Source organism: Sporosarcina sp. Y1011, from assembly GCF_057669885.1.
Map to the genome: position 1 here is coordinate 69,681 of NZ_JBYHFP010000012.1, position 18,397 is coordinate 88,077.

An 18,397-nucleotide genomic window follows, 5' to 3' on the forward strand; every position below is an offset into this window, starting at 1 on the left:
TCAGGCTTTTTTTGTGGGATAAATTCTTGATAACCAGATCTCTCGCGTGCGGCTGCCTGACCTGCACCGGTGACCGCCCATTCTGCGTCCACGACCGCCCGAATCGTATCCACGACCGCCCAATCCGCGCCAGCGACCGCCCGAATCATGTCCATGACCGCTCAAACCGCGCCGGTAACCGCCCGAATCGTGGACACGACCGCTCAATCTGCGCCGGAAACCGCCCGAATCGTGTCCACGACCGCCCAATCCGCGCCAGCAACCGCCCGAATCGTGTCCACGACCGCCCAATCCGCGCCATCGACCGCCCGAATCATGTCCACGACCGCCCAATCCGCGCCATCGACCGCCCGAATCATGTCCACGACCGCTCAATCCACGCGTGCGACCGCTCGAACCCCACCCCCGACCCCCGAAAAATATCCAATTCCCATTAGCCTTCCAACCACCATAGCTATTTTTGCGCTATAATATAGGGAACAATGAAAGGGGATGGGTCGATGGAAAAACACCGTATATTCATCGTGGAAGACGATAAGAAAATTTCGCAACTACTAGCAGATACATTAAGGAAATACCAATACGAAGTAGCAATTGTCGAAGATTTCGACCGAGTCACCGAAGAAAGTCTAGCGTTTGAGCCGCATCTTATTTTACTTGACATAAATCTGCCATCCTATGACGGCTATTATTGGTGTCGCCAACTTCGCCAACAAACTACGTGTCCTATACTATTCATTTCAGCGCGATCTGGTGACATGGATCAGGTATTTGCATTGGAAAATGGCGGGGATGATTTCATCACGAAACCTTTCCATTATGAAATCGTCCTTGCCAAAATACGGAGTCATCTGCGCAGAACGTTTGGCGAATATGCACCGAATCAATCTGAGCGTACCGTGAAAGCGGGATTGCTGACAGTTTATATTGAACGGATGGAATTGCATGTTCGAGAAAATGTCGTTCCCCTACAGAAAAAAGAGTGCGTCATTCTCGAGATGCTGATAGATGCCTCTCCTAAAGTAGTGTCACGGGAAAATTTACTCGAAGAATTATGGGACGACCAGTCTTTTGTCGATGAAAACACATTGAATGTCAATATGACGCGGGTACGGAAAAAACTGGCGGATTATGGCGTTAAATCCTCCATCGAAACGGTACGTGGGGCAGGCTATCGCTTCTTGTTGGATCCTGAAGAATCATGAAGAAACTGAAATTATTCCTGAAAGAACATGTATCGTTCCTTATTTTTCAAGGGATTCTGATGCTGTTCATTATGCTGCTTTATTGGCTTGACGGCTTCCGCAATTTCAACACGGCAGTCTATTCAATCAGCATGAGTATGTTATTGACCAGCGGTTATTTGTTGAGCAAATTCATTATGAGACGTTCCTTTTACGATGCAATCACGCGGAAACCGACAAAAATGGAAGACGCACTAATCCGTCATGCGCATGCACCCGAAAACAGGCAAACAACCGAATTCACGCGTGAATTGTACAAGTTGTATCAAAACGAAGTACAACAGCTATATGCGGCACAACATCGGCAACTTCATTTTATGAACCAATGGGTGCATCAGATGAAAACACCGATATCGGTCATGGGTCTCCTACTAGAGGAGAAGGATAACCTGGACCGAAACAGCATTGCTGAAGAAGTTGAGAAAATTCGACGCGGACTCGATTCAGTTCTAGTGAATGCACGACTTGAAACATTTGAGCAAGATATGCAAATTGAACGGGTTGGTTTGAAAAAAATAGTGCAGGAAATCGTAACGGAACATAAGCGGTTGTTCATTGCGAACGGTGTATTTCCGGTTATTTCAATAGATGATCAATTTCTGGTCGCCACAGATGTGAAGTGGATGAAAATCGTAATTGGCCAGTTCATTACCAATGCGGTGAAATATACATTTGCTGAAGGTAAGAAAGTTCATTTTACCGCAGCACGTACGGGACATGGGCTGAAATTGACAATTCGGGATGAAGGAATCGGAATCCCTTCTTCAGACTTGAAGCGCGTGACGAAGGCTTTTTTTACAGGTGAAAACGGGCGGCTGACAGGTGAATCGACGGGCATGGGGCTTTATATTGCGTTGGAAGTATGCAATCGACTCGGTCATCCGCTATCCATCGAATCGGAGAAAGGAATCGGGACAACAGTGACGGTGTTATTTGAAAATGGAGAGGCGGGGGAGACGGATGAAGCGGAAGGCAATCGTGGAAATGGCGGAAGTGACGAAAATTTATGAAGGAAAAGTAATGCACCGGGCATTGAACCGTCTCGATTTTGAAGTGGAAGAAGGGGAATTCGTTGCAGTGATGGGGCCTTCTGGAAGTGGGAAAACGACGTTGTTGAACTTAATTTCTACAATTACGTTGCCGACATACGGAAGTCTGATAATCAATGGAATCGAACCAGAGGCTTTAAAGCAAAATGACTTGGCTTTATTCAGAAGGCGCAATCTGGGGTTTGTCTTCCAGGATATCAATCTGCTCCAAACGTTGACGGTGGAAGAAAACCTTGTGTTACCGCTAACGCTCGATGGTTTACCTGTTTCAGAAATGGAAAGACGCATCGCTGGAGTTGCGGAATCGCTCGGTTTGAAAGACATCTTAAACCGCAGACCTGATGAGTTGTCGGGAGGACAGGCACAGCGAACGGCAATTGGCCGAGCGCTTATTCATAAGCCGAAAATCATTCTGGCAGATGAGCCTACGGGGAATTTAGATTCGAAGTCTGCGAAAGATGTGCTCGAATTGCTGAGTCATATCAATAAAATGGAACAGACGACAGTCGTTATGGTAACGCATGATCCAATTGCTGCCAGCTATTGTGACCGAGTGCTATTCATCAAAGACGGCGAATTTTTCAATGAAATCTATAAAGATGAAAGACGTCAAACATTTTTCCAACGTATTTTGAACGTCTTGTCTCTTCTCGGAGGGAATGTCCATGACCTTTCGTCAGTTCGCTTACCGTAATGTCGTTCGGAATAGGCGCATTTACGCTGCATTTTTCATGGCGAGCGTTTTTTCAGTTATGGTATTTTTCCTGTATTCAATGCTGTTGTTCCATCCATCCATAGAGGACCGGTTTGTACGGGAAATCGCTGTCATGGGGATGAGTATAGCGGAAATTATATTGTACATTTTTACAGTATTTTTCTTGTTTTATTCGATGCGGGCATTTTTACAAGCGAGATCGAAGGAGTTCGGCATACTGCTCCATTTAGGCATGGCAAAGCGGCAATTGCACCGTCTGATTTTCACTGAAACGATGTTAATTGGCGTTGCTTCCATTGTGGCAGGAACCATTCTTGGGTACATGTTTTCGAAATTCTTCTTTATGATTATACGAGAAATCGTTCTCTTGCCAGCATTGCCTCTTTACTTTTCATGGGAACCATTTGCACTGACGATTGGTGCTTTCTTAAGTCTGTTTGTGATCATTTCGTACGTTGCACCTGTTTTCATCCGGGTTGGAGAAATTGCAGATCTTATACAGGAAGTTCCAACTTCGGGAAATAAAAGCGTTTACGGTTATTCGAAAACCCGTGGCTATTTGGGGTTACTGTTTCTAGCGATGTCATATGCAATGGCTGCCTCAACAGCGAATTCTGTTATAATTGGATTGATTTTTTTCCTGCCGCCACTCGCGACAATTGGAACGTTCTACTTTTTCACGGATTCTTTGCCATTATTGCTACATAAGCTTCGCAATCGAAAAAAACTATATTGGCATCATTACTGGCTATTGTCCATTTCAGAAGGTGTCGTTCGGCTGCGTGAAAATGCGCGCATGTTTTTCATCGTAACAATGGTTTCCACGATAGCGTTCATGTCGGTCGGCGCACTTGCATCGCTCACATCGTTTGCTTCCCAGTACCGGGAAATGCATCCACTGGGACTTGTGTATAAGAGTCAGCAAGGGAACGACCTTGAAAGTAAGCATATTGAACAACTTGTCGACGAATTGAATACGAACCAAATCGACTATTCGCTTATCCGTTTCCAAGTGATCCATCAGTTGTCGACGTTCACGGAGAATACCGTTGCGATATTGAAGTTGTCCAATGTCAATATGCTTGCCGCTTCGTTCGGTTATTCCGCGATTGAGTTGGATGAAGGAGAGGCTGTTTTCCTTCCCCCCTCCGTTTCATCTTATGATCAGCTGAAAGACCGTAAAGTAGAGACCCTTCTCAAGAATAGTAATGTAGATGTCAGAATTAACGGAGCATATCCACATCAATTGTTTTCCTCTTATTCCATTGCAACGAATGCCATCATATTGAATGACACCGATTATGAATATGTGTCAGAAAGCGGTTATATGAAGGGTTTAGAGCCATTTTCTTACTATGCTTTTAACGTCCCTGATTGGCAAAATACAAAGGAAATCGGCTTAACAATTAATGCGAAAGTTACGGAATCATTCCTGTTGGGGGATTCGGACTTGTTGTATTCATTTGAAAATCCTGGCTTGAACTATTCGGGTATTCGCACGACATTTTCACTGCTGCTGTTCATCGGATTATTGCTTGCAGCCGTTTTCTTCCTGGCCGCCGGAAGCTTCATTTATTTCAGGCTGTATACTTCACTTGAACGTGATCGTAAACAATTCGACGTGCTGCGGCGCATGGGAATCACAGATCGCGAAATTAAGAAAATAGTCAACCGGCAATTAATCCCACAGTTTTTCTTCCCATGGGGTGTCGCGTTGGTCCATAGTTCGTTCGCATTTCTTACCCTACAAGTGATTTGGGATGCGCTTGCCGAAATTTCTATTGTAAAAGAATTGGCTATGGTTCTCGTAGGCTTCACACTTATGCAACTGGCTTATTTCTATTTAATTCGCTGGCGCTACTTGGCGCATATAAAAGCACAGGGATGAAATTGAGTTTTATTGATGTATTGTTTTGTCTAGCTCCAGCAGCCAGATGCTCGGGTCATAAGTCGGTCCGGCTATGCGGCAAAGGGCGCCTCTCCGCCAGCCCGTCTTATGCCTGTCGCATCTTAACGGCCGCTTCCGCTTTTCGTGTCTAGCTCCAGCGCCTAGGGGCTCGGGTCATAAGTCAGATTGGCTGTGCGGGAAAGCACCGCGTCGCCAATCCGTCTTATGCCTGTCGCCCCTGAACAGGCGCTTCCGCTTTTCAACTGTCTAGCTCCAGCAGCCAGATGCTCGGGTCATAAGTCGGTCCGGCTATGCGGCAAAGGGCGCCGCTCCGCCAGCCCGTCTTATGCCTGTCGCATCTTAACGGCTGCTTCCGCTTTTAGTATCTTGATTTGTCAGAACTTTTCTTATATAATGATTATGATAGGGGAATGAATGGTCATTCATTTAATTAAAAGGGGATGAAAGTATGAATTTAGTTACACGTGTGCACGAAACTGCAATGACGCAGCCTGAAAAAGCGGCTTATCACTTCATGGGGAAAGATACTTCATATGCAGAATTCGATCATTCCGTGTCCATGTTCGCATCTGCGCTTCGAGGACTAGGCATTGAAAAAGGGGATCATGTTGCATTTCTTCTAGGCAATACACCACATTTTCTAATTTCGCTCTACGCAACAATGCGAATCGGTGCTACGGCGATTCCCGTCAATCCGATTTACACGCCAGATGAAATTTCTTATATCTTACACAATAGTGACGCCAAAGCGGTTATCGCGCTTGACCTTCTGCTTCCACTTGTTGAGCAGGCAGCCGGTGCATTCCCGACTATTGAGCATTATGTAATCTGTGAAACGGTTCCGGAAACACCAGAGAAAATTGCGGCATTGCCGGAAGCGGTTAAGTCGAAAGTTCGTTCATTCTCACAGCTCATTGCAACAGGGACGCCAAACCTTGAGCCCATTTCTGTTGATGAAAATGAAACCGCTATCATTCTATATACATCAGGTACAACAGGTCACCCTAAAGGAGCGATGCTGACACATGGAAACTTGTACTCGAACGCACGCGACGTTGCGGATTACCTCGATTACTCGGAAAATGACCGCGTCGTCGCTACGCTTCCGGTATTCCACGTATTTGCACTGACAGTTGTCGTCAACGCGCCACTTGTGAAGGGAGCTACAATTTTGCTAGTTCCGCGCTTCAATCCAGCGGAAATCTTCAATATCGTGAAGGAACAAAAAGCTACAATCTTTGCGGCTGTGCCAACAATGTACAACTTCCTTTATCAGTATCCGGAAGGCAATCCGTCCGATTTCGAGACCGTACGGACGACAATTTCTGGTGGATCCGCGTTGCCAGTTGCATTGCTTCACAATTTTGAAGAGAAATTCAATGTGAGGATTTCAGAAGGATACGGGTTATCTGAAGCGTCACCCGTAACATGTTTTAACCCGCATGACCGAGAGCGTATTCCAGGCTCAATTGGGACAAATATCGTCAACGTTGAAAACAAAGTCGTCGATGAGCTAGGCAATGAAGTCGCGGATGGCGAAGTCGGCGAATTAATTGTGCGCGGACCAAACGTGATGAAAGGCTATTATAAAATGCCCGAAGAAACGGAGTCCGCTATCCGCGACGGCTGGTTGTATACAGGGGATATGGCTAAACGTGATGCCAATGGCTACTTCTACATCGTTGACCGTAAGAAGGACCTCGTTATCGTAGGCGGATACAACGTCTATCCACGTGAAGTCGAAGAAGTATTATTCACTCACCGTGATATCGTAGAGGCGGCAGTGATCGGCTTGCCAGATCCAGATTTCGGCGAAGCAGTTCATGCGTTTGTTGTATTAAAAGAAGGCGTCAAACCTGACCAAGCATCGCTAATTGCATTCTGCGCGGCCCGTCTAGCGAAGTATAAAATACCCAAACAAATCGAATTTTTAGATGAACTGCCGAAAAACACGACCGGTAAAATACTAAGACGATCATTGAAAGACCAAGTGAGACTGTAAATGATTGAGCCTTCTCAAGGTTACATGGAAGCCACTTAAAAACGTACATTTACCTAAATTAAAACGACGACATTGCGTTCGATTTTGAACGAAATGTCGTCGCTTTCTTTCTTGTAGAAGTTTGATAATGCGCCTTCTTAAATAGACCACAAAGCGCCAAAGCGGTATTAGCAGGAAATCTATTTCATTCCATGTATCAGGACTATTTCAGTAGTTGCTTCTGTCATCGCTTCGCTCATTACATGAGTTACAGCGATTTCGCCCTGAACGTTTTTGTTTTGAATCCGTGCGGGTATCGCCCAGACGTTGTCGACCGCAGGCAGGGCGTCGGTTATTCAACTTGCGCTTTCTGTCGCGATACGCCTGTTGATACATAGAGTTGTCATCCTCTTCATGAAAATGTGACATGAGTAAACCTCCTTTCCGGGTAGTAGAGAAAGGAGGTTTAATCGATTATGGCATACTGCAAAATCCTTCTCTTACCTTAACGTACGCAGTTGTACCAAGGGGGGAGGAGACAAATGCGTACACTCAAAAAATACTTATGCGTGGAGAGAGTAAAGGGATTTACACGAAATCGGAGTCAGATAGGGAGCCAGCTAATTCCTATCTATTGCTCCTGGAATTTATACGGTTTCTGGTATCCTTGCTAAAAGTACTTTGAGAGCGTGAATTACGACGATATTTGTCTACGTTTCTTTGTTTATCACGAGGATCTTGCGACATTAATTTATCCAACCCCACGCGATCTATTTTACCCTTCACTTTTTGTATTTCATCTTCAAAAAATAGTGACATGTCCACCCTCCTTTCATGCTTATTGAGTGAAAGGAGACGTAGGCAATTGTTAATATGCAGTTCTCTTCTCCCTCTTCTTACAGTACGTGGTTGTACCAAGAGGAGTAGAGACGAATGCGTATACTTTTAAAGTAAATATTATTTCGGATAGTTGTTTGAATGTGCTCTTAATTGGCAATGAAAATGATTGTCAATTACAATGGTGAAGGGTAAGTATAATGCATTAAAGACGTCGACCTAAAAGTGGGTCGACATTTTTTTGGCTCATTAAATGCAGATTCTTGATTCGTAGCAATAAATTTACCCTATTAAAACCATACTGAATGAAGAGGTGAAGAAGATGTATAAATTGTTATCACATAATGACCTAGATGGCGTCGGATGCGGTATTTTAGCAAAGCTTGCTTTTGGTAAGCAAGTAAAAGTTCGCTACAATTCCGTTTCTGGGCTCGATCGTGAAGTTGAGGGGTTCCTTGAAAACAATGATTTAGAAATGGGTTTGTTCATCACGGATTTATCCGTTAATGAGGAAAATGAAAAAAAGCTAGATGTCTTTTACAAAAATGGCGGGAAAGTACTCCTGTTAGACCACCACAAAACGGCTCTGTCTTTTAACGAGTATGAGTGGGGACGAGTGATTGTTGAGGATGCGGATGGAAAATTAACATCTGCGACATCTTTGTTTTACGATTACCTGGTGACGCAACAACTATTAGATCCCACAAACGTCGTCGCTGAATTTGTTGAGCTCGTTAGGCAGTATGATACGTGGGAATGGGAGAAAAATGAAAACCATCAAGCGCAGCGACTGAATGCTCTTTTCTATCTAATAACGATTGAGGAATTTGAAGAGAAAATGATAGAACGGCTAACAACTAGTGAACAATTCCAGTTTGATGCGTTTGAAACTAAATTATTGGATATGGAAGACAATAAAATTGAACGATACATTCGTCGAAAACGCCGAGAACTCGTTCAGACGCAAACGGATGGCCTTTATGCAGGTATCGTTTACGCGGAATCGTATCACTCTGAGCTTGGCAATGAACTTGGCAAAGAATACCCGCATCTGGATTATATCGCGATATTAAATGTTGGTGGAAAACGAGTAAGTTTCCGAACAATCCATAACCATGTTGACGTGTCTGAGGTAGCAGGCTCTTTTGGAGGCGGCGGGCACGCAAAAGCATCCGGCTGCTCTTTAACCAAAGAAGCTTATCAATTTTTTGTAGCAGAAACATTTCACTTGGAAAGATTACGTGAGGATTCGAAAGGGAATCGCCATAACCTGAAAAGGTCATCGTACGGCTCACTTTATCAAAATAGGCAGAAAGAACTCTTTCTTCTGTATCCAATCAATGAGACAGAGTGGGCGATTGAACAGACAACTTTTTCTAGTTTTGAAGAAGGAGAAAATCACTTGAAAAGGAACCAAGAAGCTTGGCTTGTCCAAGATGATGTGTTCGTGAGCTATCTAATGGAACGAGCAGGAAAATAAATTCCAACATAAAACCCTTTCCGCAAATGGAAAGGGTTTTACGTTTGTACGTATTCGTTTGATCACTTAATAACAAAGTTAATAAGCATTTCCTACTTGCGATTCCTTAATTGCAGCAATTACGTTTTCTTCTACCAGTCAGTCCTTGATTCCTAGAAGTGTGTCGTCTTCTACCAGTCAGTCCTTGATTCCTAGAAGTGTGTCGTCTTCTACCAGTCAGTCCTTGATTCCTAGAAGTGNCAGTCCTTGATTCCTAGAAGTGTGTCGTCTTCTACCAGTCAGTCCTTGATTCCTAGAAGTGTGTCGTCTTCTACCAGTCAGTCCTTGATTCCTAGAAGTGTGTCGTCTTCTACCAGTCAGTCCTTGATTCCTAGAAGTACGTCGTTTTCTATCAGTAAGTCCTTGATTTCTAGAAGTACATCGTCTTCGACCAGTCAGTCCTTGATTCCTAGAAGTGCATCGTCTTCGACCAGTCAATCCTTGATTCCTAGATGTGCGTCGTTTTCTATCAGTAAATCTTTGATTCATGAGTTTGTTTCTTTGTGCAGCTAAAATCTTTTCGTCCGCAAAAGTACGCATGTTTCTAACAGTTCGTCTGCGATTGCGAGATGTGCATTTTCTACCAGTGCGTGTGTCTCTGACGGTTTGTCTACGATTGCGAGACGTGCACCGTTTTCTGCTAGTACGGTTTTGGTTCCTAGTATCGCGCGTGTCTCTGACAGTTCGATGTTTGTTGCTGCGAGGATCCTGAAACATGAAATCATCTAACCCCAAGCGATCGGCTTTTTCAACCGCTCTTGCTATTTCATTTTCATAAAAAATAGACATATTTATACCTCCCTTCTTCATTGTTTAGGGAAAGGGAATTGAAATGGCCTTTGATTGAAACACTTCGGATTTATAGTAAATTCCTTCCTCTCCCCTCAAGGTACGTCGGTGAATCGAGAGGGATAGAGTCAAGTGCGTACAATGTTAAAATAATTATTCTTTACATAGGAAACATCTTTGATTTCCCTTCATAGGAATAGGGTAACGATGAAGGGAAAGGATCCGCATGAAGAAGGATATGAAACTACCTGAATACCGGCTTTTTATTCATCCTCTCGAATTAAGTGAAATCCGTAAAGACATTTGGATAGATGATCCAGTTCAAGCAAAGCTCACGATTAACGAGAAAAAGTTAGATATTGATATTGCATACCGTGGATCCCATATTCGTGGCTTTCCCAAAAAATCATTTCAAGTCACTTTTTATAAACCGGCGCTGTATCGAAATACAAAGACCATTCATTTAAACGCAGAATATAAGGATCCATCACTGATTAGAAATAAATTGTCTTTTGATTTTTTCAATGAAATTGGTTGTCTCTCTCCAAAGTCTCAATTTGTGTTTTTGAAGATAAATGGTAAAAACGAAGGGCTCTATCTGGAATTAGAGTCAGTGGATGAACACTTCCTCTCGAATCGGAAATTACCTTTAGGGCCTATTTTTTATGCAGTGAATGGGGATGCCAATTTTTCATTGATGAGTGATCTTGATAAAGAAGTGAAAAAGTCTCTTGCGTTTGGTTACGAACTAAAATGGGGAACAGCACAGGATGAACAAACAGTACACGATATGATATTGAAGATTAATACGATTCCGAGGGAAGAATTTGAAAGTGAAATAGTTAATTATGTGAATGTCGAGAAATACCTTTGCTGGTTAGCTGGCGTCGTATTTACCCAAAACTTTGATGGATTTGTTCATAACTATGCACTTTACCAGAACGGAGAAACGGGGTTATTTGAAGTCATTCCTTGGGATTACGATGCAACATGGGGCAGGGATGTTAACGGGGAAGTGATGGAGGAGGATTATTTAAGAATAGAAGGCTTCAATACACTAACCGCGCGAATTCTCGATGTGAAAACATTTCGAGATCGATATAAGAATAAATTGGAAGAAATTTTGAGCAACCAGTTTACTGTGGACCATTTGAAGCCGAAAATCGAGCGCATGCATGCTTTGATTAGGCCGTATCTATTGAAAGATCCATATAAGAAAGATAGTATCGCTTTTTTTGATAAGGAGCCTGCGTATATTGTGGATTTTATAGAAGCACGGGCGGCATATATTAAGGGGCAATTGGCGGGATTAGACTAGGCAGATAGTGTTTTAGGATGTTATTTGCCTAGTTGAATTAATGAATCACTTTGAGTCTGCTTAATGAGAGAGTTTTAGTTCAGAGTGGACATTTTAGACCGCTTGGCGCTTTGGGGATGCCTCTGGCCCTGAGCCTGGATTAGCGCTTCGCATCCAGTCTCATGGCTTCGGCGACCCCTTTGCCGCGCCGGCGCTGGAGTGTTCCATTATTGATAGTAATTCTGAGATGTATGCACTGAGATTATAATGTGATTACTTTTTGATACTAATTTCATTGAAGAAAGACGCACTATTGATTGCAAGTCTAATCCCCAATAACGAAATGTGCTTTCTAAAAGAGACCCCCCAGCGAAGGCGCGACTCAGTGGTAGCCGAAGCGATAAGACTGAAAGTGGGCTTCTTTCCGGCTTATCGCGGGAGGCATCCACAAAGCGTCGAAGCGGTATTAGCGGGATTTCTAAAATTAACTATAATGTGTGGATTTTTATTAATCACCTCCGCAATTATAGATAAAGAAATGCGCCTTCACAAATTGACCATCCACAAAGCGCCGAAGCGGTATTAGTGGGATTTCTAATTCAATCACTTGTTAGTCTCCTGTATTTATCACAAAAGGCGAATACTCGTTCAATTTCTAACGGGAATTCGCCTATTTGTCAAGATTTAATCTTCCCGAATAAAAAGGGAACCTGCTACAGATGTCGAAATAAGTAGATAGAGATTACATAAGGGGGCATTACAATGGAAAAACGTAAATTACAAGTGGATGACCTGTTCAAATTACACTCTGTAACGGATCCGCGGATAGCGCCCGATGGTAAGGAAGCGGTGTTCGTAAAAACGCATATTGACGAAGCGGTAAATAAATATATATCGAATTTATTTCACGTGAGTCTTACTTCAAATGAAGTAACGAAGTGGACGCACGGAAAAGAAAGTATTTCATCACCAGAATGGTCTGCCGACGGAAAACAAATTGCTTTTTTATCAGACCGCGAAGAGAAGAACCAAGTGTTTATCCTGCAAGCACGAGGCGGGGAAGCACAAAAACTGACTTCTTTCGAAAATGGGGTTTCCAGTTTCCTATGGTCGCCTTGTGGGAAAAAAATATGGGTCAATGCAGCCGTTAAAGAAGGCAAGTCTTTTACGGATAGAGAAGAGAAGGACGAAAAGAAAAAGCCAGAACCATACCGCGTCACGAAGATGAAATACCAGATGGACGGAACAGGACTTCTGCCACCGGATACATACCAGCAAATCGGCATCGTCGACATCGAGACGCAAGAAGTGACGCAGTTCACGGAAGGCAATCATCAGTATGGACTCGAAGCCATATCGCATGACGGTAAGAAACTCGTCATTGGCGTCAATCGAACAGAAAATCAGGATTTCGATTTCCGGCAGCCGTTGCTACTTGTCGACGTTGAAACGAAAGAAGAAACGGTTCTTGTGGATGAAGAAGGCTTTTATGGCGGGGCGGCGTTCTCACACGACGACCGTTATATCGCATTCATAGGTGCGGACAACAAATTCTATAATGCGACCCATTCAGATCTTTATATTTACGACACGGAAGATGGCACGCAAATGAATTATACGGAAAGTCTTGACGCTCCAATCGGAGATGCTGTAGCTGCGGATTTTCAACAGGGCTCGGGCGCACCGGCGGTAGTTTGGACGAAACACAACCAGCTGTATTTCCAATTGTCGACGATGGGCGATGTCCGTTTGTATTTTGCATCGCTTGAAGGGGAATTGTATCCAGCAACAACTGAAAATGAACATATTTACGGCTATGATTTATCGGCAGACGGTGAGTTTGCGCTCGTTGCTGTCAGTAATGCCATCAATCCGGGAGAACTGTACAAGCAGACGATTGTATCAGGTGAACGTGAAGAACTCACTTCATTTAACAGTGCGTATTTGAAGGAAGTTGAACTTGTTGAACCCGAGGCAATCGTCTACAATAGCGTGACAAATTGGGATGTGCATGGCTGGCTCATGAAACCGGCGGGCTACGTCGAAGGTGAAAAATATCCGCTTATCGTTGAAATTCATGGCGGTCCGCACGTAATGTTTGGGAATACGTTTTTCCATGAGATGCAACTGTTAGCGGCACAGGGGTACGGCGTCCTATACGTAAATCCGCGCGGCAGTCATGGCTACAACCAGGAGTTTGTGGACGCGGTACGTGGCGATTATGGCGGCGGGGATTACGAAGATATTATGGCTGGACTCGATTATGTTATCAAGGAGAATGACTGGATTGACACAGATCGCCTTGGCGTAACAGGCGGCAGCTACGGCGGCTACGGCGGCTTCATGACGAACTGGATTGTCGGTCAAACGGATCGATTCAAGGCGGCGGTTACACAACGCTCGATTTCGAACTGGATCAGTTTCTTCGGCGTCTCCGATGTTGGTTACTACTTGTGTGATTGGCAAATTGGCGCAGATATGACTAATGTTGAAAAACTGTGGGAGCATTCGCCGCTGAAATATGCTAAAAACATTGAGACACCATTGTTAATCCTACATTCTGAAAAAGATTTCCGTTGCCCAATTGAACAGGCGGAGCAGCTATACATTACATTGAAAAGCATGGGGAAAGAAACGGAATTCGTCCGTTTCCCAGATGCTGATCATAACTTATCGCGCACCGGCACACCGAACTTGCGCATTGCGAGGTTGGATGAAATCACAGGCTGGTTCGCGAAATATATATAATAGAGCCGGAGGAATCTGTTTGAGTTACACAAAAGATGGAGTTACAATACGACCCATGAAAGAACAAGATTTACAGCGCATGTGGGAACTCAGTTTTAAAGAGGAAAACCCCGAATGGAAAAAGTGGGACGCGCCTTATTACGAACATAAGACAATGACATATGAAGCCTTTCTGAAAGGTAGCGACGAAATTGTGGACCAAGATGATTGCTGGGGCATTGAAGTTAATGGCGAATTAATCGGTATGGTTAGCTATTACTGGGAGCATAAGCCGTCCCTTTGGCTAGAGATGGGAATCCTCATCTACGAACCAAAATATTGGAGCGGGGGCTATGGCACGACAGCACTCATGCTTTGGATTGAGCATTTATTCCATGAAAAGCCGCTGGTTCGTGTGGGATATACAACGTGGTCAGGCAACAAACGAATGATTCAAGTCGGTGCGAAACTCGGCATGATGATGGAAGCACGTATACGGAAAGTCCGTTATTGGAATGGTACGTATTATGATTCCATTCGGATGGGCATTCTCCGTGAAGAATGGGAGGCTCGGCGATTATCGGTAGTTAGAGACAAGTGAAATAAGGATTATAGTTTTAAAACAGCCATTCCGTAGATGCGGGGTGGCTGTTTTTATTGGACGGTTTGGTGGATTTTATGGGCGGTCGACGCGGCTTATTGGTCGGTGTGGAAGGGCTTACGGGCGAATGGCGACGTTTGTTGAGCGGTTTGGAAGAGTTAATGGGCGGCCGTCGTATTTATTTGAGCGGTATGGTGGATTTTACGGGCGGTCGGCAGTTTGTTGAGCAGTATGGGAGGGTTTACGGGCGGTTAACCGTGAGAAACGGGCACGACCATTAGCACCTGAGAAATAATGAAGAGTTTCCATTTTGGGTCGTTTAGCAGGCGATAAGAAAGCGAAGGAATGGTATAATTGATGGAAAATAGTGGGTGGAAGTATGTTAACAATACATATTAATCTACTACTGGAGCGTGAAAAAATGGCTTTATTTAACGTTATGGAACAAGTCGTACACGATGTGCTGATGCAATATAAGGACCAATTGCAACTGGTATGTCAGTGCGAACGATGCTTGGATGATATCATGGCAATCGCGCTTAACGAATTGCCGCCGCGCTATATTGCAAACGGGGAGTATGGGCCCTACGTCAGAGCTGAGCATGTTGCAGATCGCCAAGGGGCTACAAATATTATTCTCATCGTCACAAAAGCGGCTGCACAAGTGTCAAAAGATCCGCGCTGTCCGACGATGAAACCTGTTATTCCACCGCCTATCGCTTAATGGGATCATCAATCTAGCACGTCATCGATTGGAGGTAAGCGCAAAATGGACATTTCACAAATTAGTATTTTAGCAATCATACTTGCTGTCGTGGCAAATATGATAATCGGGGCTTTATGGTATTCACCATTACTCTTTGCAAATATATGGATGAAGACGCTTGGGAAAACGCGTGAGGAATTATCAGCGAGTAACCCAAATATCGGATACGGACTGACCACACTTGCCGGCATTATTACTGCGATCATCCTATCTCTTTTCATCTCGATGCTTGGGACGGTTACAGTTGGCGGAGGAGCTTTAATTGGATTTTTAGCGGGAGCTGGAATCGCAAGTGCACGGGAATTGTCACCTACATTCTTTGAGGGAAGAAAATATACACTCTTTCTCATTAGTGCAGGTTATCATATTGTATCGTTAACAGTGATGGGCATGATAATCGCATTTTTTATGAAATAAAGAGGAGAAGGCGTGTTTGCCTTCTCCTCTGTTCATTTACCTTTAAATTGAGGCTTTCGTTTCTCCCCAAATGCATTCAGCGCTTCAATCCGATCTTCTGTTGGAATCGTAAGTTCATACGCCTTGCGCTCAAGAGCAAGTCCGGTCTGTAAATCCACATTCATGCCGTTCTTCACCGCGAATTTCGCTTGTTGCAACGCAATCGGGCCATTTGCTAGAATTGAATCTGCAAAGTCAGCGGTTTCTTGGACAAGATTTTCCGGTGTTGTAATGCGAGTAAGCATTCCATAACCTAGCGCTTCTCCAGCTGTTAGTCTCCGAGCCGTTAAAATCAGTTCGAGCGCTTTTGATTCACCTATTAGTCTAGGCAGACGCTGTGTTCCACCTGCACCAGGAATAATCGCTAGACTCGTTTCCGTCAGCCCCATAAGCGCAGAATCAGCTGCAATTCGGAAATCACAGGCAAGCGCAAGTTCCATTCCTCCTCCAAATGCAAAGCCATTCATCATCGCAATGGTAGGTTGCGGCAAGTTTTCAATTGCCGAAAATACCTCGCCAATTTTGTAGAGGTTACGTTTTACATGCAGATCCGGAAGTGTTTTTCTCTCCTTCAAATCAGCCCCCACACTGAAAGAACGGTCGCCCGCACCCGTAAATACAACAACGCGGATGTCCGGATTAATGCGAATCGCCTCTGTAACTTGACCAAGTTCAATAAGCATGTCGTAATTAAATGCATTCAACTCGCCTGGACGATCAAGCGTCACAAAAGCAAGATTGCCTTTTTGCTCATAACGGATTGCTTCCATATAAATATCCCCTTTGACTTTAACATTCTATAAGTTGAATATACCATTATTCATAGGGGGTTGCGAATGTGAATAAAATTCACTAATTTGTAAATAGATTTGTATGATTGTGAAATTTTGCTATACTAGTACAAAAGGGGTGGGTAAAATGACAGGTTCGAATGTATTTGTTGGCAGACAACCAATATTGAATCGAAATGGGGATATTTATGCATATGAACTGCTGTATAGAAACAGCTATAATAATTTTTATCCTGATGTAGATCCTCAGAAAGCGACAATTGGATTACTCGTCAATACATTCCTGACAATCGGTGTCAAAAAAGTATCGGAGAATAGTTTGTCATTTATCAATTTCACGGGTGAATTACTCGCCCAGGATATTTTTCTATCTTTAAATCCGGACAATGTCGTTATCGAAGTCTTGGAAAACGTAGAAATTACTCCATCACTTTTAACTAGACTTCGATCGTTGAAAGGGGATGGTTTTAAGATTGCCCTGGACGACTTTATATTACAACCTCAATATCGCGTACATCGTGATCTATTCAAAATAGTTGATTTCATCAAAGTGGATTACTTGGCAACAACCCTAATTGAAAGGAAGGAAATAGCCGATTTTATTCGGAAACATCCTGAAATCGTGCTGATTGCCGAAAAAATCGAAACCGAAGAACAGTTTACAACTGCAAAAGCGACAGGCTATGCGCTTTTTCAAGGCTATTTCTTCGCCAAACCTGAAATTATTACAGGTGTTGAAATCCCGTCAAACGCTACATTGCATTTTCAAATTATGGAGCGCCTTTATCAGCAAACTCCTGACGTGAATGAAATAACTGAACTGATCATGCATGACATTTCACTTTCCTACAAACTGCTAAGGATAATTAATACACACGCATTTGGCGTTCCAAAACAGATTGCTTCTATTAAACAAGCCATTGTTCTGATAGGTCTTCGTGAAACAAACAGATGGATACAAGTTCTTGCTATGCGTGAGATAGGGGAAGGTGAAGGGAATGGCAGAGCAAAAGCACTTGCTGAATACTCACTGACACGGGCTAAAATGTGCGAACTTCTTGCTAAGCAGGATGGGCAGAAAAACCCTGAACAGTATTTCCTGACAGGCATGTTTTCCTTAATTGATGTCATTCTGAAACGGAGCTGGGATGCAATCTTCCAACTCATTCCACTGTCCGACGAAGTTGTGTCTACTTTAAAGGGAGAAGCAACGAAAATTACACCTTATCTTGAACTAACCATCGCGGTTGAAAAGTTCGACTGGGACACAATTGAATATTTGTCGAAGAACATGAAGATTTCACAAACGGAATTGAGCAGAATCACTTTAGAGGCACATCGCTGGGTACAGCAAATCGAATGAAAATGGATTGCTCTCTTTAATAAAAAAGGAGAGGGTGTTATTTGTTTCTCATAGAAGCTAGCTGTATATTTTGATCATATCAATACATATGGAAATCGAGCGAATGTGTTTAACGACAGTCACTATATATAGAATGAATCAGAAATCCTACTAATACCGCTTCTGCGCTTTGCGGATGCCTCCCGCGATAAGCCAGAAAGGAGACCACTTTCGGTCTTATCGCTCCGGCTACCACTAAGTCGCGCCTGAGCTGGAGAGAATTAGAAATCCCACTATTACCGCTTCTGCGCTTTGTGGATGCCTCCCGCGCTAAGCCAGAAAGGAGATCGCTTTCAGTCTTATCGCTTCGGCTA

At 43.7% G+C, this 18,397-nt stretch carries 16 protein-coding genes; 13 read left to right on the top strand and 3 right to left on the bottom strand.

Features of this window, described 5'->3' with window-relative positions; all coding sequences use genetic code 11:
- Complete coding sequence (locus tag AC25Y5_RS13350; RefSeq protein WP_488140723.1) at positions 1-375, bottom strand: hypothetical protein; 375 nt, start codon at positions 373-375, stop codon at positions 1-3.
- A 125-nt stretch (positions 376-500) separates the two neighbouring features.
- Between AC25Y5_RS13350 and AC25Y5_RS13355 the strand changes: the two genes are divergently transcribed.
- From AC25Y5_RS13355 to AC25Y5_RS13380, 6 genes are all read left to right on the top strand, one after another.
- On the top strand, positions 501-1,205 hold the full coding sequence (locus AC25Y5_RS13355) for a winged helix-turn-helix domain-containing protein (RefSeq protein ID WP_482102057.1): 705 nt from the start codon (positions 501-503) through the stop codon (positions 1,203-1,205).
- Positions 1,202-2,254, top strand: a complete 1,053-nt coding sequence (locus AC25Y5_RS13360) for a sensor histidine kinase (protein WP_488140724.1) — start codon at positions 1,202-1,204, stop codon at positions 2,252-2,254. The genes AC25Y5_RS13355 and AC25Y5_RS13360 overlap by 4 nt, the downstream gene beginning before the upstream one ends.
- Entirely contained in the window at positions 2,205-2,987 is a 783-nt protein-coding gene (locus tag AC25Y5_RS13365; protein WP_488140725.1) for an ABC transporter ATP-binding protein, read from the top strand. The genes AC25Y5_RS13360 and AC25Y5_RS13365 overlap by 50 nt, the downstream gene beginning before the upstream one ends.
- Positions 2,959-4,896 (top strand): FtsX-like permease family protein, encoded by a 1,938-nt coding sequence (locus tag AC25Y5_RS13370; protein ID WP_488140726.1) that lies wholly within the window; start codon positions 2,959-2,961, stop codon positions 4,894-4,896. Before AC25Y5_RS13365 ends, AC25Y5_RS13370 begins: the two co-directional genes overlap by 29 nt.
- A 469-nt stretch (positions 4,897-5,365) precedes the next feature.
- A complete protein-coding gene (locus AC25Y5_RS13375) occupies positions 5,366-6,919 on the top strand; it encodes a fatty acid--CoA ligase family protein (RefSeq protein WP_488140727.1) in 1,554 nt (517 codons plus the stop codon).
- Positions 6,920-8,057: 1,138 nt separating this feature from the next.
- The gene (locus tag AC25Y5_RS13380; protein WP_488140728.1) at positions 8,058-9,215 is read left to right on the top strand and encodes a DHH family phosphoesterase; all 1,158 of its coding nucleotides are present in this window, start codon (positions 8,058-8,060) and stop codon (positions 9,213-9,215) included.
- Positions 9,216-9,763: 548 nt separating this feature from the next.
- Here AC25Y5_RS13380 and AC25Y5_RS13385 read toward each other — a convergent pair.
- Positions 9,764-9,979, bottom strand: a complete 216-nt coding sequence (locus AC25Y5_RS13385; RefSeq protein ID WP_488140729.1) for a hypothetical protein — start codon at positions 9,977-9,979, stop codon at positions 9,764-9,766.
- Positions 9,980-10,269: 290 nt separating this feature from the next.
- On the opposite strand from AC25Y5_RS13385, the gene AC25Y5_RS13390 reads away from it, so the two are divergent.
- From AC25Y5_RS13390 to AC25Y5_RS13415, 6 genes are all read left to right on the top strand, one after another.
- On the top strand, positions 10,270-11,361 hold the full coding sequence (locus AC25Y5_RS13390) for a CotH kinase family protein (RefSeq protein ID WP_488140730.1): 1,092 nt from the start codon (positions 10,270-10,272) through the stop codon (positions 11,359-11,361).
- A gap of 741 nt (positions 11,362-12,102) precedes the next feature.
- Positions 12,103-14,088: a S9 family peptidase gene (locus AC25Y5_RS13395; RefSeq protein WP_488140731.1), complete on the top strand. Its 1,986-nt coding sequence runs from the start codon at positions 12,103-12,105 to the stop codon at positions 14,086-14,088.
- A gap of 19 nt (positions 14,089-14,107) precedes the next feature.
- The gene (locus tag AC25Y5_RS13400; RefSeq protein ID WP_488140732.1) at positions 14,108-14,668 is read left to right on the top strand and encodes a GNAT family N-acetyltransferase; all 561 of its coding nucleotides are present in this window, start codon (positions 14,108-14,110) and stop codon (positions 14,666-14,668) included.
- A gap of 56 nt (positions 14,669-14,724) precedes the next feature.
- Positions 14,725-14,949 (top strand): hypothetical protein, encoded by a 225-nt coding sequence (locus AC25Y5_RS13405; RefSeq protein ID WP_488140733.1) that lies wholly within the window; start codon positions 14,725-14,727, stop codon positions 14,947-14,949.
- Positions 14,950-15,047: 98 nt separating this feature from the next.
- Positions 15,048-15,392 carry a late competence development ComFB family protein gene (locus tag AC25Y5_RS13410; RefSeq protein ID WP_488140734.1) on the top strand — a complete coding sequence of 115 codons (345 nt, stop codon included), beginning with the start codon at positions 15,048-15,050 and terminating at the stop codon, positions 15,390-15,392.
- Positions 15,393-15,437: 45 nt separating this feature from the next.
- Positions 15,438-15,851, top strand: coding sequence for a DUF1761 domain-containing protein (locus AC25Y5_RS13415; RefSeq protein ID WP_488140735.1), 414 nt, complete (start codon positions 15,438-15,440; stop codon positions 15,849-15,851).
- 32 nt (positions 15,852-15,883) lie between these two features.
- Here the strand turns inward: AC25Y5_RS13415 and AC25Y5_RS13420 are convergent, their stop codons facing one another.
- Positions 15,884-16,660, bottom strand: a complete 777-nt coding sequence (locus AC25Y5_RS13420) for an enoyl-CoA hydratase-related protein (protein WP_488140736.1) — start codon at positions 16,658-16,660, stop codon at positions 15,884-15,886.
- A 148-nt stretch (positions 16,661-16,808) separates the two neighbouring features.
- Here AC25Y5_RS13420 and AC25Y5_RS13425 point away from each other — a divergent pair, with 148 nt between their 5' ends.
- On the top strand, positions 16,809-18,044 hold the full coding sequence (locus AC25Y5_RS13425) for an EAL and HDOD domain-containing protein (RefSeq protein WP_488140737.1): 1,236 nt from the start codon (positions 16,809-16,811) through the stop codon (positions 18,042-18,044).
- The last annotated feature ends 353 nt before the right edge of the window (positions 18,045-18,397 follow it).

Bases quoted from the DNA above. Each gene is read 5' to 3' on its own strand.
- AC25Y5_RS13355 (WP_482102057.1), top strand. From the start codon at position 501: ATGGAAAAACACCGTATATTCATCGTGGAAGACGATAAGAAAATTTCG.
- AC25Y5_RS13410 (WP_488140734.1), top strand. From the start codon at position 15,048: ATGTTAACAATACATATTAATCTACTACTGGAGCGTGAAAAAATGGCT.
- AC25Y5_RS13395 (WP_488140731.1), top strand. From the start codon at position 12,103: ATGGAAAAACGTAAATTACAAGTGGATGACCTGTTCAAATTACACTCT.
- AC25Y5_RS13385 (WP_488140729.1), bottom strand. From the start codon at position 9,979: ATGATTTCATGTTTCAGGATCCTCGCAGCAACAAACATCGAACTGTCA.
- AC25Y5_RS13420 (WP_488140736.1), bottom strand. From the start codon at position 16,660: ATGGAAGCAATCCGTTATGAGCAAAAAGGCAATCTTGCTTTTGTGACG.
- AC25Y5_RS13425 (WP_488140737.1), top strand. From the start codon at position 16,809: ATGACAGGTTCGAATGTATTTGTTGGCAGACAACCAATATTGAATCGA.
- AC25Y5_RS13370 (WP_488140726.1), top strand. From the start codon at position 2,959: ATGACCTTTCGTCAGTTCGCTTACCGTAATGTCGTTCGGAATAGGCGC.
- AC25Y5_RS13390 (WP_488140730.1), top strand. From the start codon at position 10,270: ATGAAGAAGGATATGAAACTACCTGAATACCGGCTTTTTATTCATCCT.
- AC25Y5_RS13375 (WP_488140727.1), top strand. From the start codon at position 5,366: ATGAATTTAGTTACACGTGTGCACGAAACTGCAATGACGCAGCCTGAA.
- AC25Y5_RS13380 (WP_488140728.1), top strand. From the start codon at position 8,058: ATGTATAAATTGTTATCACATAATGACCTAGATGGCGTCGGATGCGGT.
- AC25Y5_RS13415 (WP_488140735.1), top strand. From the start codon at position 15,438: ATGGACATTTCACAAATTAGTATTTTAGCAATCATACTTGCTGTCGTG.
- AC25Y5_RS13365 (WP_488140725.1), top strand. From the start codon at position 2,205: ATGAAGCGGAAGGCAATCGTGGAAATGGCGGAAGTGACGAAAATTTAT.
- AC25Y5_RS13360 (WP_488140724.1), top strand. From the start codon at position 1,202: ATGAAGAAACTGAAATTATTCCTGAAAGAACATGTATCGTTCCTTATT.